This is a genomic window from Variovorax sp. JS1663 (assembly GCF_002157355.1).
Lineage (GTDB): Bacteria > Pseudomonadota > Gammaproteobacteria > Burkholderiales > Burkholderiaceae_C > Variovorax.
In genome coordinates this window covers 123,583-137,973 of record NZ_LYMK01000004.1, presented here as the reverse complement: position 1 = coordinate 137,973, position 14,391 = coordinate 123,583, and the positions used below count along the sequence as shown (strand labels likewise).

15 protein-coding genes are annotated in these 14,391 nt (G+C 68.7%); 11 read left to right on the top strand and 4 right to left on the bottom strand.

The genetic code is table 11. The features are described 5' to 3' along the window. The first annotated feature begins 226 nt into the window (after window positions 1-226). From xseB to A8M77_RS05640, 4 genes are all read left to right on the top strand, one after another. Window positions 227-490, top strand: a complete 264-nt coding sequence (gene xseB, locus A8M77_RS05655; protein ID WP_086920572.1) for an exodeoxyribonuclease VII small subunit — start codon at window positions 227-229, stop codon at window positions 488-490. Further along, the gene (locus A8M77_RS05650; protein WP_086920571.1) at window positions 487-1,413 is read left to right on the top strand and encodes a polyprenyl synthetase family protein; all 927 of its coding nucleotides are present in this window, start codon (window positions 487-489) and stop codon (window positions 1,411-1,413) included. The genes xseB and A8M77_RS05650 overlap by 4 nt, the downstream gene beginning before the upstream one ends. Then, a complete protein-coding gene (gene dxs, locus A8M77_RS05645; RefSeq protein WP_443270334.1) occupies window positions 1,410-3,314 on the top strand; it encodes a 1-deoxy-D-xylulose-5-phosphate synthase in 1,905 nt (634 codons plus the stop codon). The genes A8M77_RS05650 and dxs overlap by 4 nt, the downstream gene beginning before the upstream one ends. Before the next feature lie 93 nt (window positions 3,315-3,407). Continuing rightward, window positions 3,408-4,487 (top strand): TRAP transporter substrate-binding protein, encoded by a 1,080-nt coding sequence (locus tag A8M77_RS05640; protein ID WP_086920570.1) that lies wholly within the window; start codon window positions 3,408-3,410, stop codon window positions 4,485-4,487. 33 nt (window positions 4,488-4,520) lie between these two features. Here A8M77_RS05640 and A8M77_RS05635 read toward each other — a convergent pair whose 3' ends face one another. The 3 genes from A8M77_RS05635 to A8M77_RS05625 are packed head-to-tail and all read right to left on the bottom strand — an operon-like array spanning window position 4,521 to window position 7,107. Next, the gene (locus A8M77_RS05635) at window positions 4,521-4,982 is read right to left on the bottom strand and encodes a hypothetical protein (protein WP_086920569.1); all 462 of its coding nucleotides are present in this window, start codon (window positions 4,980-4,982) and stop codon (window positions 4,521-4,523) included. Further along, window positions 4,979-6,520, bottom strand: a complete 1,542-nt coding sequence (locus A8M77_RS05630; RefSeq protein WP_086920568.1) for a TRAP transporter large permease — start codon at window positions 6,518-6,520, stop codon at window positions 4,979-4,981. Before A8M77_RS05630 ends, A8M77_RS05635 begins: the two co-directional genes overlap by 4 nt. Before the next feature lie 47 nt (window positions 6,521-6,567). Further along, the gene (locus A8M77_RS05625; protein WP_086920567.1) at window positions 6,568-7,107 is read right to left on the bottom strand and encodes a TRAP transporter small permease subunit; all 540 of its coding nucleotides are present in this window, start codon (window positions 7,105-7,107) and stop codon (window positions 6,568-6,570) included. 155 nt (window positions 7,108-7,262) lie between these two features. Between A8M77_RS05625 and A8M77_RS05620 the strand changes: the two genes are divergently transcribed. Continuing rightward, window positions 7,263-8,555, top strand: a complete 1,293-nt coding sequence (locus A8M77_RS05620) for an SUMF1/EgtB/PvdO family nonheme iron enzyme (protein ID WP_086920566.1) — start codon at window positions 7,263-7,265, stop codon at window positions 8,553-8,555. 77 nt (window positions 8,556-8,632) lie between these two features. Then, window positions 8,633-9,289 (top strand): TetR/AcrR family transcriptional regulator, encoded by a 657-nt coding sequence (locus A8M77_RS05615; RefSeq protein ID WP_086920565.1) that lies wholly within the window; start codon window positions 8,633-8,635, stop codon window positions 9,287-9,289. 11 nt (window positions 9,290-9,300) lie between these two features. On the opposite strand, the gene A8M77_RS05610 is transcribed toward A8M77_RS05615, so the two are convergent. Beyond that, window positions 9,301-9,903 (bottom strand): phenylacetic acid degradation protein PaaY, encoded by a 603-nt coding sequence (locus tag A8M77_RS05610; RefSeq protein WP_086920564.1) that lies wholly within the window; start codon window positions 9,901-9,903, stop codon window positions 9,301-9,303. A 297-nt stretch (window positions 9,904-10,200) separates the two neighbouring features. Here A8M77_RS05610 and A8M77_RS05605 point away from each other — a divergent pair, with 297 nt between their 5' ends. The 5 genes from A8M77_RS05605 to paaB all read left to right on the top strand — a co-directional run bounded on the left by A8M77_RS05605 (window position 10,201) and on the right by paaB (window position 14,279). Continuing rightward, entirely contained in the window at window positions 10,201-11,004 is an 804-nt protein-coding gene (locus A8M77_RS05605) for an enoyl-CoA hydratase-related protein (RefSeq protein ID WP_086920563.1), read from the top strand. A gap of 15 nt (window positions 11,005-11,019) precedes the next feature. After that, complete coding sequence (paaI, locus tag A8M77_RS05600) at window positions 11,020-11,457, top strand: hydroxyphenylacetyl-CoA thioesterase PaaI (protein WP_086920562.1); 438 nt, start codon at window positions 11,020-11,022, stop codon at window positions 11,455-11,457. 31 nt (window positions 11,458-11,488) lie between these two features. Then, window positions 11,489-12,805, top strand: a complete 1,317-nt coding sequence (gene paaK, locus A8M77_RS05595) for a phenylacetate--CoA ligase PaaK (RefSeq protein ID WP_086920561.1) — start codon at window positions 11,489-11,491, stop codon at window positions 12,803-12,805. A gap of 170 nt (window positions 12,806-12,975) precedes the next feature. Next, the gene (gene paaA, locus A8M77_RS05590; RefSeq protein ID WP_086920560.1) at window positions 12,976-13,989 is read left to right on the top strand and encodes a 1,2-phenylacetyl-CoA epoxidase subunit PaaA; all 1,014 of its coding nucleotides are present in this window, start codon (window positions 12,976-12,978) and stop codon (window positions 13,987-13,989) included. Then, window positions 13,986-14,279 carry a 1,2-phenylacetyl-CoA epoxidase subunit PaaB gene (paaB, locus tag A8M77_RS05585; protein ID WP_086920559.1) on the top strand — a complete coding sequence of 98 codons (294 nt, stop codon included), beginning with the start codon at window positions 13,986-13,988 and terminating at the stop codon, window positions 14,277-14,279. The genes paaA and paaB overlap by 4 nt, the downstream gene beginning before the upstream one ends. Window positions 14,280-14,391: the final 112 nt, after the last annotated feature.

The following is a 14,391-nucleotide window of genomic DNA, read 5'->3' as shown; positions in this document are numbered from 1 at the left end:
AGGGAGAAAGAACGGAAAGTGGCGCCGCCGAAGAGGGGTGGGCGGCCCGGAGGAGAAGATCGCCGGCGGGCGCCGGCGCGAGAGCGGGCGATTGTACCCCGGGAAAAATAGGAATGCCCGTGGCTTTACCCGGGCGTCCGGGGAGGGCTTCACTTGCGCCAGACGCGTGGCCGGCCCTCTGGTGGTGCGCGGTCCTAAAATGCCCGGTTTGCATCTTCGTCCCCGCATGCCCAAGCCTTCCCCCCAAACACCGGCCTCGCTGGACGCCCCCCAGGCGGCGCCCCAGCCCGCGAGTTACGAAGCCGGGCTCCAGGAACTCGAACAGCTGGTGGCCGAACTCGAATCGGGACAACTGCCGCTCGACCAACTACTGGGCAGCTACCAGCGGGGCGCGGCCCTCCTGGCCTTCTGCCGCGACAGGCTGCAGGCGGTCGAGGATCAGATCAAGGTGCTCGACGCGAACGGCCTCAAGGCCTGGACGGCGGAATGAGCGCGGCTGCCGTCGTGGATCGCCTGCGCTGGGACGCGCAGCGCCTGGCCGCGTGGAGCGATCCGCGCCTGTCGCAGGTCGAGGCCGCGCTCTCGCAATGGGTCGGCGTCGATGCGCCGGTGCTGCTGGGCGATGCCATGCGCTACGCCGTGCTCGACGGCGGCAAGCGCCTGCGGCCCCTGCTGGTCTTCGCGGCCAGCGAGGCGGTGGGGGGGCAGGGCGCGGCCGCGCTGCGCGCCGCCTGCGCCGTCGAGCTGATCCATGCCTATTCCCTGGTGCACGACGACCTGCCGTGCATGGACAACGACGTGCTGCGCCGTGGCAAGCCCACGGTGCACGTGAAGTTCGGCGAGGCCGATGCACTGCTCGCGGGCGATGCGCTGCAGGCGCTCGCCTTCGAGCTGCTCACGCCTGACGACGGCGCCATCGCGCCTGCGGTGCAGGCGCGCCTGTGCCGCCTGCTTGCGCGCGCGGCCGGCAGCCAGGGCATGGCCGGCGGCCAGGCGATCGACCTGGCCAGCGTCGGGCTCGCGCTGGACGAAGCCCAGCTGCGCGAGATGCACCGCATGAAAACCGGCGCGCTGCTGCAAGGCAGCGTCGAGATGGGCGCGGCCTGCGCCGGGGTCGTCGAGCCGGCCGCGCTGCAGGCGCTGCGCGACTACGGCGCCGCCATCGGCCTGGCCTTCCAGGTGGTGGACGACATCCTCGACGTCACCGCCGATTCGCAGACCCTGGGCAAGACCGCCGGCAAGGATGCGGCGAGCGACAAGCCCACTTACGTTTCCCTGCTCGGGCTCGACGGCGCGCGCGCCGAGGCCCGCACGCTGCTGGCCCAGGCGCTCGCCGCGCTCGACCGCAGCGCCCTGGCCGACACCGGCGCGCTGCGCGCGCTGGCCCACATGGTCGTGGACCGCGACCGATGACAACCATGGCCCCTCTGCTTCCCACGATCCACGATCCCTCCGCCCTGCGCCAGTTCGACCGCGCCCAGCTCAAGCAGCTGGCCGACGAGGTGCGCAGCTGCGTGCTCGACAACGTCTCGCGCACCGGCGGCCACCTGAGCTCCAACCTGGGCACGGTGGAACTCACCGTCGCGCTGCACCACGTGTTCAACACGCCGCACGACCGGCTGGTGTGGGACGTGGGCCACCAGACCTACCCGCACAAGATCCTCACCGGCCGGCGCGAGCGCATGCCCTCGCTGCGGCAGATCGGCGGCATCTCCGGCTTTCCGCAGCGCACCGAGAGCGAGTACGACACCTTCGGCACCGCGCATTCCTCCACCAGCATCTCGGCCGCGCTCGGCATGGCCCTGGCGGCGAAGCAGAAGGGCGAAGACCGGCATGCGGTGGCCATCATCGGCGACGGCGCGATGACCGCCGGCATGGCCTTCGAGGCGCTCAACAACGCGGGCGTGCAGGACTGCAAGCTGCTGGTCATCCTCAACGACAACGACATGTCGATCAGCCCGCCGGTGGGCGCGCTCAACCGCTACCTCGCGCAGCTGATGAGCGGCAACTTCTACGCCGCGGCCAAGAACGTGGGCAAGACCGTGCTGCGCAAGGCGCCGCCGCTGTTCGAGCTGGCCAAGCGCCTGGAGCAGCATGCCAAGGGCATGGTGGTGCCGGCCACGCTGTTCGAGCAGTTCGGCTTCAACTACGTCGGCCCGATCGACGGGCACGATCTCGACTCCCTGGTGCCCACGCTGGAGAACCTCAAGCACCTGCATGGTCCGCAGTTCCTGCACGTGGTCACGAAGAAGGGGCAGGGCTACAAGCTGGCCGAGGCCGACCCGGTGGCCTACCACGGGCCCTCCAAGTTCGATCCGGCCATCGGCCTGGTCAAGCCCGCCACCGCGCCCAAGCAGACCTTCACCCAGGTCTTCGGCCACTGGCTGTGCGACATGGCGGCGCAGGACAGCCGCCTGGTCGGCATCACGCCGGCGATGCGCGAGGGCTCTGGGCTGGTGGAGTTCGAGCAGCGCTTCCCCGACCGCTACCACGACGTCGGCATCGCCGAGCAGCATGCCGTGACCTTCGCCGCGGGCCTGGCCTGCGAGGGGCTCAAGCCGGTGGTCGCGATCTACTCGACCTTCCTGCAGCGCGCCTACGACCAGATGATCCACGACGTGGCGATCCAGAAGCTGCCGGTGGTCTTCGCGCTCGACCGCGCCGGCCTGGTCGGCGCCGACGGGGCGACGCATGCGGGTGCGTATGACATCGCCTTCATCCGCTGCATCCCGAACATGAGCCTGGCCTGCCCGGCCGACGAGGCGGAATGCCGCGAACTGCTGTCCAGCGCCTTCGCGCAGGACCACCCGGTCGCGGTGCGCTATCCGCGCGGCGCGGGCGCCGGTGTGCCGACGAAGCCCGGCCTCGAGGCGCTGCCCTTCGGCAAGGGCGAGCTGCGGCGCCGGGGACAGCGCATCGCCATCCTCGCCTTCGGCACCTTGCTCCATCCGGCGCTGGCCGCGGCCGAGGCGCTCGATGCCACGGTGCTCAACATGCGCTGGGTCAAGCCGCTGGACGTTCAACTGCTGCTGCAGACCGCGGCCACGCACGATTGCATCGTCACGCTGGAAGAAGGCTCGGTGATGGGCGGCGCCGGCAGCGCGGTGCTCGAGGCCCTGCAGGCCGCCGACGTGCAGCGCCCCGTGCTGCAGCTGGGCCTGCCCGATCGCTTCATCGAACATGGCGATCCGGCCAGGCTGCTGGCCAGCATCGGGCTCGACGCGGCCGGCATCGAGCGCTCGATCCGCGAGCGCTTCGGCGTGGCCGAAGCCGCGAACATGTCCGCAGGGAAAACCCGCCCTGGCGCCATGTAAGCACTTTTTACAATCCCCGCTGCCTCGACAAGAGTCGGCAACGCGGCCACGAGCCGCGTTCTTGTTTTTCCCATGCACTCGGAGTCAACCTCAATGGATCGTCGTTCCCTCATCAAAAACGCAGGCATCGCCGGCGTCCTCGCTGCCGGCATCGCGCCCGCAGTCCATGCGCAGGCAGCAGTGCGCTGGCGCCTCGCCTCCAGCTTCCCCAAGTCGCTGGACACGATCTACGGGACGGCCGAGGTCTTCGCCAAGCAGGTGAGCGACGCGACGGGTGGCAAGTTCCAGATCTCGGTGCACGCGGGCGGCGAGCTGATGCCCGCTTTCGGCGTGGTGGATGGCGTGCAGAACGCCTCGGTCGAGATGGCCCACACGGCCCCCTACTACTTCTACGGCAAGGACCCGACCTTCTGCCTCGGCTGCGCGGTGCCCTTCGGCATGAACACCCGCCAGATGAACGCCTGGATGTACGAGGGCAACGGCCTGAAGCTGATGCGCGCCTTCTACGCCAAGTACAACATCATCAACCTGCCCGGCGGCAACACCGGCGCGCAGATGGGCGGCTGGTTCCGCAAGGAGATCAAGTCGGTCGCCGACCTCAAGGGCCTGAAGTTCCGCACCAACCCCTTCGCGGGCAAGGTGCTCGAGCCCTTCGGCGTGATCCCGCAGTCCATCCCCGGCGCCGATCTGTACCCCGCGCTGGAGAAGGGCACCCTGGACGCGCTCGAATGGGTCGGCCCCTATGACGACCAGAAGCTGGGCTTCAACAAGGTCGCCAAGTTCTACTACTACCCCGGCTGGTGGGAAGGCGGCCCGCAGCTCGACTTCTACATCAACACCAAGGCCTGGGAAGGCCTGCCGGCCGAGTACAAGGCCATCGTCGAGGCCGCGGCCGCGCATGCCAACATCACGATGACCGCCAAGTACGACGCGCGCAACCCCATCGCGCTGAAGCAGCTGGTCGGCTCGGGCACGCAGCTCAAGCCCTTCACGCAGGACGTGATGAACGCGGCCTTCAAGTCGGCCCAGCAGATCTATGCGGATCTGAACAACACCAACCCCGAGTGGAAGAAGATCTACGGCGACTGGGCCAAGTTCCTGGCCGACCAGAACGCCTGGTTCCGTTTCACCGAGGGCACCTTTGATCGCTTCATGCAGCAGCAGAAGCTCTGATCGGGGCCAGCCCCGGAAGACAAGCCCCGCAGTTCACTGCGGGGCTTTTTTCATGGGCATGCGTTCGGCCACGCGCTCGGCAAAGCCGGTCAGCAGGCGCGCATCCGCCGAGTGGAACCACGTGACCGAGGGGCCTTGGCGCACCAGCAGCCGCGGCGCGATGATGCGCTCCAGCGGGCGCCAGTGCACCAGCTTGAGCTGCGTGACTTTGGCCGCGTCGGCGCGCCGATTCCAGATCCACGTTTGCGTGAGCACATCGCCTTCGAGGCGGGTGCGGCTGTAGACGATCCAGTAGCCGACCCAGACGATGCTGATCGCCGCCGCGCCGAACAGCAGCAGGCTGGGCCAGGACCAGGACGCGAGGCGCAGCGCCGGCACGCTCCAGAGGCCGAAGACGACAAGGTCGACCACCAGCACCACGGCGAGGATGCGGACGAAGCGCGGGTAGGCCGGGCTGTCCAGCGGCCCGGCCGGTTCTTCGCTGCCGCTGTTCACTGCTTGGTGTCGGCGGCCGGCGGCGACGGCTCCGGCATCGGCAGCGCATCCGGCTCGGCGGACTTCTTGTTGCCGAAAGGATCGTCCATGTTGATGCCGCTGCTGTCGGGCCCGCCCTGCAGGTCGGCCGGCATCTCCAGCTTGACCTTGTCGACGTCCACCTCGACCTTCTTGTCCAGGAACACGGTGACCGTCTGCGGGAAGAAGATCACGATGGCCACCAGCAGCAGCTGCAGCCCGACCCAGGGAACCGCGCCCAGGTAGATGTCGCGCGACTCGATCTTGCGCGGCAGCGCGCCGTTCTTGAACAGCGTGTCGGAGATGCCGCGCAGGTAGAACAGCGCGAAGCCGAAGGGCGGGTGCATGAACGAGGTCTGCATGTTCACGCACAGCAGCACGCCGAACCACACCATGTCGATGCCCAGCTTGGCCGCCACCGGGCCGAGCATGGGCAGGATGATGAAGGCGATCTCGAAGAAGTCGAGGAAGAAGGCCAGGAAGAAGACGAACACGTTGACGGCGATCAGGAAGCCGATCTGTCCGCCTGGCAGGCCCGAGAGCAGGTGCTCGATCCACTTGGCGCCGTCCACGCCCTGGAACACCAGCGAGAACACGCGCGAGCCGATCAGGATGAACACCACCATCGCGGTCAGCCGCATGGTGCCGTTCATCGCGTCCTTGAGCATCGGCCAGTTCAGCCGGCGGTGGATGGCCGCGAGGACGAGCGAGCCCACCGCGCCCATGGCGCCGGCCTCGGTCGGCGTGGCGATCGCATGGTCCATGAAGGGCAGGCCGCCCATCGAACCCAGTACCGCGAAGATCAGGATGGCCGAGGGGATGATGCCGCGCAGGCACTTGGCCCACAGCGCCCAGCCCTTGAGCGTGCGCGCCGAGGCCGGAACGCCCGGCACGTAGTCGGGCCAGATGCGCGAGATCAGGAATGTGTAGATCGCGAAGATCAGCACCTGCAGGATCGAGGGACCCCAGGCGCCCTTGTACATCTGGCCGACGTCGGTGCCGAGCTGGTCGGCCATGACGATCAGCACCAGCGAGGGCGGCACCAGCTGCGTGATGGTGCCCGAGGCCGCCAGCACGCCGGTGGAATAGCGCATGTTGTAGCCGTAGCGCATCATCACCGGCAGCGAGATCATCGCCATCGCGATCACCTGGCCGGCCACGGTGCCGGTGATGGCACCGAGGATGAAGCCCACGATGATCACCGAGTAGCCCAGGCCGCCGCGCACCGGGCCGAAGAGCTGGCCCATGGAATCGAGCATGTCCTCGGCCAGGCCGCACTTCTCGAGCACCGCGCCCATCAGCGTGAAGAAGGGGATGGCCAGCAGCGTCTCGTTGGAGAGGATGCCGAACACGTTGAGCGGCAGGTTCGCCATGAAGCCGGCCGGGAACCAGCCCATCTCGATCGCGAAGAAGCCGCAGAACAGGCCCAGCGCCGACAGCGAGAACGCCACCGGAAAGCCGATCAGCATGATCACGACCAGCCCCGCGAACATGATCGGGGCGAAATTTTCCATCTGCATTTCTTATCCTGGGAAGCGGTGCTTGTGGTGGGCGGCGTGGGCGGCGCTCACTGCACCGGCTTCTCGTAGTGCGTGTCCATCTCGATCAGGCCGCGCAGGTAGGCGATGCGCTTGATCACCTCGGCCACGCCCTGCAGGAACATGGCACCGAAGCCCAGGGGCATCATCAGCGCGGCCGGCCAGCGGATCAGGCCGCCGATGTTCCCGGACATCTCGCCGGTGCGCAGCATGTTGAGGAAGAAGGGGAAGGTCAGCCAGAACAGCAGGCCCATCACGGGCAGCAGGAAGAAGAGCAGGCCGAACAGGTCGACGTAGACGGGGCCGTGGCGCTTGAGCTTGCCGTAGATGATGTCCACCCGCACGTGCTCGTTGAGCTTGAGCACCAGCGGCGCGCCCAGCATCACGGTGGCGGCGAAGAGATACCACTGGATCTCCAGCCAGGCGTTGGAGCTGAAGTCGAGCCCGTAGCGGACGAAGGCGTTGCCGGCGGAGATCACGGAGGCGGCGAGCACGGCCCACGCCGCGATCTTGCCGATCTGGGCGCTGATCCAGTCCATGGCCAGCGCGAACTTGAGGAGTGCAGACAAGGTATGTCTCTGTGGGCGGTTGATTTCGGCGCCAGTCGGGTAGGGTCGGCGCAAAGCCAGCAATGGTAACGCCCTGTTGCCGGGCCTCGCTTGGCCGCGGCGGCGGGTTTTCCCGGGGACGCGTCCGCGGGCGGAGGCCGTGGCCATAATGGCCCATGCCCTCGAGCCCGCCGTCCGGGACGCCCTCCGGCACCGCCGGCCTGCCCCATTCGATCGATTCGCCCGGGATGCGCCGCGCGGGCCGTGAGCTGCTCTCGCTGGCGCTGATCGACGCGCGCAACCATACGCTGCACCTTCTCTCGCTCTACGAGCAGGCGCTGGGCTCCGCCGCCCTGACCGTGCCGAGGCAGGAGAGCATCGATCCGCCGCTCTGGCTGGCCGGCCACATCGGCTGGTTCTCCGAATGGTGGATCGCGCGCAACACGCAGCGTGCCTTCGGCCCGGACTGCCCCGTGCGGCCGACGCGCCTGGCCGCCATCGAGCCGCAGGCGGACGCCTGGTGGAACCCGGCACAGGTCGACCCGGGTGCACGCTGGTCGCCCGACCTGCCCGATCTCGCCCTGACCAAGGCCTACCTGCTCGACACGCTGGAGAGCACTCTGGAGCTGCTGGAGCATGCGGTGGAGACCGATGCCGGCCTCTACTTCTACCGGCTCGCGCTGTTCCATGAGGACCTGCGCGGCGAGCAGTTGGTGGTGATGGCACAGACCCTGGGCCTGCCACTGGGCGTGGAAGTCCAGCCCGCGCCGGTGGAGCGCGAGCCCCTGCTGCTGCCGGCCGGCAGCTGGACGCTCGGCGTCGACGAGGCCGGCTTCGCCTTCGCGCAGGAGAGCGGCCGCCTGGTGCTCGAGGTGCCCGAATTCGAGATCGATGCCCAGCCCGTCACCTGGAACCAGTACGTGGAGTTCGTCGACGACGGCGGCTACGACCGCGAGGAACTGTGGTCGCCCGGCGGCCGTGCCTGGCTGGCCGCGCAGGTCGAGGGCCGGCGCAGCCCGCGCCACGTGGAGCAGATCGGCGCCGCGCGGCGCGGCAGCGGCGGCTCGGTGCTGCAGCAGCACTTCGGCCGCACCGTGCGCGCCGCCGGCAACCAGAGCGCGGTGCACGTGAGCTGGTGGGAGGCCGACGCCTGGGCGCGTTGGGCCGGCCGCCGCCTCGCCACCGAGGTCGAGTGGGAGGTCGCCGCCCACCAGGCCGCGCGCCGCGGCTTCCGCTGGGCGGATGTGCACGAGTGGACCGCCGGCACGCTGCAGCCCTGGCCGGACTTCCGCGCCGACCCCTGGAGCGCCGGCACCGCCTTCGATCCGCAGCCCGCCTTCGGCCACGCGCGCGTGCTGCGCGGCGCCTCGCTGGCCACCCGCGCGCGCATGCGCTCGCCCAAGCGCCGAAGCTTTGCGCTGCCCGAGCGTGACGACGGATTCTTCGGCTTCAGGACCTGCGCGCTGTAGCGCCTTCGTGCCGCCGGTGCCCGTGCCATCATGCGGGCAGGGCAAACAATATCGATGGATGGAAAGGACGCTGCCGGATGGCTCGCGTGCGTGACCCGGCTGGCTACGACGGCCAGCGAGAAATGATTCTTTCGAATGCGGCGCAGCTGTTCGCGCAGCGCGGCTATGCCGGCACCTCGATGAACGAGGTGGCCGCGGCCTGTGGCGTCTCCAAGGCCACGCTTTATCACTACGTGCGCGACAAGCACGACCTCGCGGTGCGCATCGCCGAGGAGCACGTGCGGCGCCTCGAAGCCGTGGTGGAAGAGGTGCTGCGCGAGCACGCGACGCCGCAGGCGCGGCTGGCGGCGCTGATCCGCAGCTTCGTGGCCGAGTACGCGTTGGCGCAGAACGCGCAGCGTGTGCTGACGGAGGACGTGCGCTTCCTGCGCGAGGAGGACCAGCAGCGCATCATCGGCGTCGAGCGGCGCGTGGTGGCCGCCTTCGCGCGCACCATCGCCGAGGTGCGCGGCGAGGAGGCCGACAGCAAGCTGGGCAAGCCGATGGCGATGCTGCTCTTCGGCATGATCAACTGGATGTTCACCTGGATGAAGCCCGGCCGCGAACTCGACCACGCGGCGATCGGCGAGATGGTGGCCGACCTGTTCTTCGGCGGCGTGCGTGCGGTGCAGGTGCCGGCGGCGCTGGCAGCGGCCGAGCCGCCCGCCCAGGCCGGCGCGCGCAAGGCGCGTTGAGCGCGGGAAGCTCAGCCGCGCCGCATGGCGATCAGCGAGCGTGCTTCAGGCGACTGCAGGCGCGGGCGGTGCTGCTCCGGCGACCGCAGCGGCTGCACCTCGGCCATGCCGGCCAGGCAGCGCCGCGTGAGGTTCTGGTAGATCTGCGTGCCTTCGCGCTTCCAGGCGATCTCGTCATCGTCGAGCTGCCGGCGCACCTTGGCCGGAATGCCGGCCACCAGACTGCGCGCCGGCACCTTCATGCCGGCCGGCACGAAGGCGCAGGCGGCGACGAAGGAGGAGGCGCCGACCTCGGCCTCGTCCATCACCACCGCGTTCATGCCCACCAGCGCGTCGCGCCGCACCACGCAGCTGTGCAACACGGCGCCATGGCCGATGTGGCCGTCCTCCTCGATCACCGTGTCCTGGTCTGGGAAGCCGTGGATCACGCAGGTGTCCTGCACGTTGGCGCCGCGTTCCAGCACGATGCGGCCGAAGTCGCCGCGCAGGCTGGCGCACGGGCCCACGTAGCAGTCAGGCCCGATGATCACGTCGCCGATCAGCACGGCCGTGGGGTGGACATAGGCGCTGGGGTCCACCACCGGGATCACACCCTCGAAGGCATAACAAGGCATTGCGGATCTCCTTCCGGTGCGTTCAGGCCGGGAAAGGCGACCAGTGGCCGCGGCTGGCCAAGGCGCGCAGCGCGTCGTCGAGCAGCGGACGGTGGTGATCGAACAGGGGGGTCGTCATCGGGTCTCCAGCAAGTTGAAAAGAGAGGGGAGGACGCTAGCCTTCAGGGTTACTACTCAATACGAAGGTCTTGCGGCGGCAGAACCTGAAATCTTATAATCAACCGAACGGTCGGTCAATTATTGAATCGAAGCCGCCGCGGCCGCAACCGATCCCAACCCCTTCATGCCTGCACCACGATGAACGAAGACCTGGTACTCATCGCCCAGTCCGGCGCCGTGCGGACGCTCCGGCTCAACCGGCCCGACGCCCTCAACAGCTTCACGTCCCAGCTGCACGCGGCGCTGATGGCAGCACTCGAGGCTGCCGCCGCCGATCCGGACGTGCGCTGCGTGGTGCTCGGCGGCTCCGGCCGCGCCTTCTGCGCCGGGCAGGACCTGTCGGATCCGATGGTGGCGCCCGACTTCACGCCGGGTGCCGCGCCCAAGGACCTGGGCCAGGTGATCGAATCGCTTTACGCACCGCTGGTCATGCGCCTGCGTTCCATGCCGGTGCCTGTCATCGCCGAGGTGCACGGCGTGGCAGCTGGCGCCGGCGCCAACCTGGCGCTGGCCTGCGACCTGGTGGTGGCGAGCCGCTCCGCGAGCTTCATCCAGGCCTTCGCCAAGATCGGCCTGGTGCCCGACACCGGCGGCACCTGGCTGCTGCCGCGTCTTGTGGGTCCGGCACGCGCGCTGGGCCTGGCGATGCTGGGCGACAAGCTGCCGGCGGCCGAGGCGGCGCAGATGGGCCTGATCTGGAAATGTGTCGAGGACGATGCGCTCAGCCTCACGGTGGAAGAGCTGGCCCAGCGCCTCGCCGCCATGCCCTCGCGCGCCCTGGTCGCCACACGCCAGGCGCTGGCCGATGCGCAGCAGATGGACCTGCCCGCCGCGCTCGCCCGCGAGGCCGCGCTGCAGCGCGAGCTGGGCGCCGCCGCCGACTACCGCGAGGGCGTGGACGCCTTCCGTGCCAAGCGCCTGCCCCGATTCACCGATCGATGAGAAATCCGCAGCCCCATGAGTGACACCCAAGCTCAGCGCACCGCCGAACGCGTGCGCGACACCATGTTCGCCAACGACCGCGCCGTGCGCGGCCTCGGCATGGAGATCGAGACCATCGCGCCCGGCCGCGCCGACATCGCCATGACCGTGCGCGAGGACATGCTCAACGGCCACGACATCTGCCACGGCGGCTTCATCTCGGCGCTGGCCGACTCCGCCTTCGCCTATGCCTGCAACTCCTACAACGAGGTGACCGTCGCCTCGGGCTTCGGTATCGACTTCATCGCGCCGGCGCGCCACGGCGACCGGCTGGTCGCGCGCTGCGTCGAGGTGTCGAAGGCCGGCCGCACGGGCGTGTACGACACGGAGGTGCTGAACCAGCGCGGCGAGCGCGTCGCGGTGTTCCGCGGGCGTTCCTACACACTCAAGGGCAAGCCGGTCGCACCGGCCTGATCAGCAGCCAACCCGATCAAGGAGACCCTTCATGCCCGTCCAACGCCCCGCGCCCGGCGACCTCGAAGCCATCGAATCCGCCAGCCGCGACGAGATCGCCGCCCTGCAGCTGCAACGCCTGAAGGCCACCCTGCAGCGCGCCTACGACAAGGTGCCGCATTACCGCCAGGCCTTCGAGGCGCGCGGCGTGCGCCCGGACGACCTGAAGCAGCTGGGCGACCTCGCGAAGTTCCCCTTCACCGTCAAGAAGGACCTGCGCGACAACTACCCCTTCGGCATGTTCGCCGTGCCGCGCGAGCAGGTGGCGCGCATCCATGCCTCTTCGGGCACCACCGGCAAGCCCACGGTGGTGGGCTACACGAAGCAGGACATCGCGCACTGGGCCGACCTGGTCGCGCGCTCGATCCGCGCCGCCGGCGGCCGGCCCGGCGACATCGTGCACGTGGCCTACGGCTACGGTCTCTTCACCGGTGGCCTGGGCGCGCACTACGGCGCCGAGCGCGCCGGCTGCACCGTGATCCCGATGTCGGGCGGCCAGACCGAGAAGCAGGTGCAGCTGATCCGGGACTTCCGTCCCGACATCATCATGGTCACGCCCAGCTACATGCAGGTGATCATCGAGGAGTTCCAGCGCCAGGGGCTGGACGCGCGCGAGAACTCGATCAAGGTCGGCATCTTCGGCGCCGAGCCCTGGACCGAGGCCATGCGCCGCGAGATCGAGCACAAGGGCGGCATGGACGCGGTCGACATCTACGGCCTGTCGGAAGTGATGGGCCCCGGCGTGGCCAGCGAGTGCATCGAGAGCAAGGACGGCCCGGTGGTCTGGGAAGACCATTTCTACCCCGAGATCATCGACCCAGAGACCGGCGAGGTGCTGCCCGACGGCGAGGAGGGCGAACTCGTCTTCACCTCGCTGACCAAGGAGGCGCTGCCGATCATCCGCTACCGCACGCGCGACCTCACGCGCCTCCTGCCGCCGACCTCGCGCAGCTTCCGCCGTATGGGCAAGATCGTCGGCCGCAGCGACGACATGCTGATCATCCGCGGCGTCAACGTCTTCCCGACGCAGATCGAGGAGATCGTGCTGGCCCACGAGAAGCTCTCCGGCCAGTACCTGATCAAGGTCGGCCGCGAAGGCCTTCTCGACAGCGTGGAAGTGCGCTGCGAGCTGCAGCAGGGCGCCGGCGGCATTCCAGACGCCGAGTGCGACCAGATCGCCCAGTGGGTGCAGCAGCGCGTCAAGACCCTGGTCGGCATCTCGACCACGGTGCTTGTGCAGCCACCCGAAACGCTCGAACGCACGCTCACCGGCAAGGCCCGGCGCGTGGTCGACGAGCGCCAGAAATGATGCTCTCCCCCAGGCTCCCCCACTTCGTGTGGTCCGCCAACCCCCTCACCGGGGGCAACACCAGCGGCCCGGCAAAGCCGGTTCCGCGGTGTTCCTCGACCGGCATGCACCGTTCCATGCGTCGCGATTCACGCGATAGCGCGGTCGGAAATTGAAAAGAAAGGAAAGCCATGTACACCCAAGCCATGGACACCATGGGCAAGGACGGCAAGGACGAGGGCCGCAAGGCCGTCCGTTCGGCCGAGGAGATGCGCCTCGAGGAGCGCTTCGACGGGCGCATCGATGCCGGCGGCTTCATCGAGGCCAAGGACTGGATGCCCGAGCACTACCGCAAGACCCTGGTGCGCCAGATCAGCCAGCACGCGCATTCCGAGATCGTCGGCATGCTGCCCGAGGGCAACTGGATCACCCGCGCGCCCACGCTCAAGCGCAAGTCCATCCTGCTGGCCAAGGTGCAGGACGAGGGCGGCCACGGCCTCTACCTCTATGCCGCGGCGGAGACCCTGGGCACCAGCCGCGACCAGATGCTGGAGGCGCTGCACACCGGCAAGGCCAAGTACAGCTCGATCTTCAACTACCCCACGCTGACCTGGGCCGACATGGGCACCATCGGCTGGCTGGTGGACGGCGCGGCCATCATGAACCAGGTGCCGATCTGCCGCTGCTCCTACGCGCCCTATGCGCGCGCCATGATCCGCATCTGCCGCGAGGAGAGCTTCCACCAGCGCCAGGGCTACGAGGCCCTGCTGACCATGATGCAGCACGGCACCGAGGCGCAGAAGGCCATGGTGCAGGACGCGGTCAACCGCTGGTGGTGGCCCTCGATCATGATGTTCGGCCCGCCCGACGACCAGTCGCCCAACAGTGCGCAGTCCATGCGCTGGGGCATCAAGCGCTTCTCCAACGACGAGCTGCGGCAGAAGTTCATCGACGCCGCGGTCGAGCAGGCCAAGGTCCTGGGCGTGACCCTGCCCGACCCCGACCTCAAGTGGAACGAGGAACGCCAGGCGCATGACCATGGCCCGATCGACTGGGCCGAGTTCTGGCGCGTGATCGCCGGCGACGGCCCCTGCAACCGCGAGCGCCTGGGCGCCCGCGTCAAGGCCTGGGAAGAGGGCGCCTGGGTGCGCGATGCCGCGCTGGCCCACGCCCGCAAGCAGCACGACATGAAGGAAGCAGCATGAGCGACACGAGCAACGAATGGCCGCTGTGGGAAGTCTTCGTCCGCAGCAAGGCCGGCCTGGACCACAAGCACTGCGGCAGCCTGCATGCGCCCGATCCGCAGATGGCCCTGCAGATGGCGCGCGACGTCTACACGCGGCGCCAGGAAGGCGTGAGCGTGTGGGTGGTGCGCTCCGACCAGATCGTCGCCAGCGACCCGGGCGACAAGGACATGTACTTCGACCCGGCCGAAGACAAGGTCTACCGCCACCCCACCTTCTACGAGCTTCCGAAGTCCGTCGACCACATGTAGACATGGCCCACCCCCGTTTCTTGCTCGCTTCGCGTAGCCGAATCCCCCCTCAAGGGGGCAATACCAGCGGCCCGGCAAAGCCGGTTCCGCGGTATTCCTGGAAAGAGACACC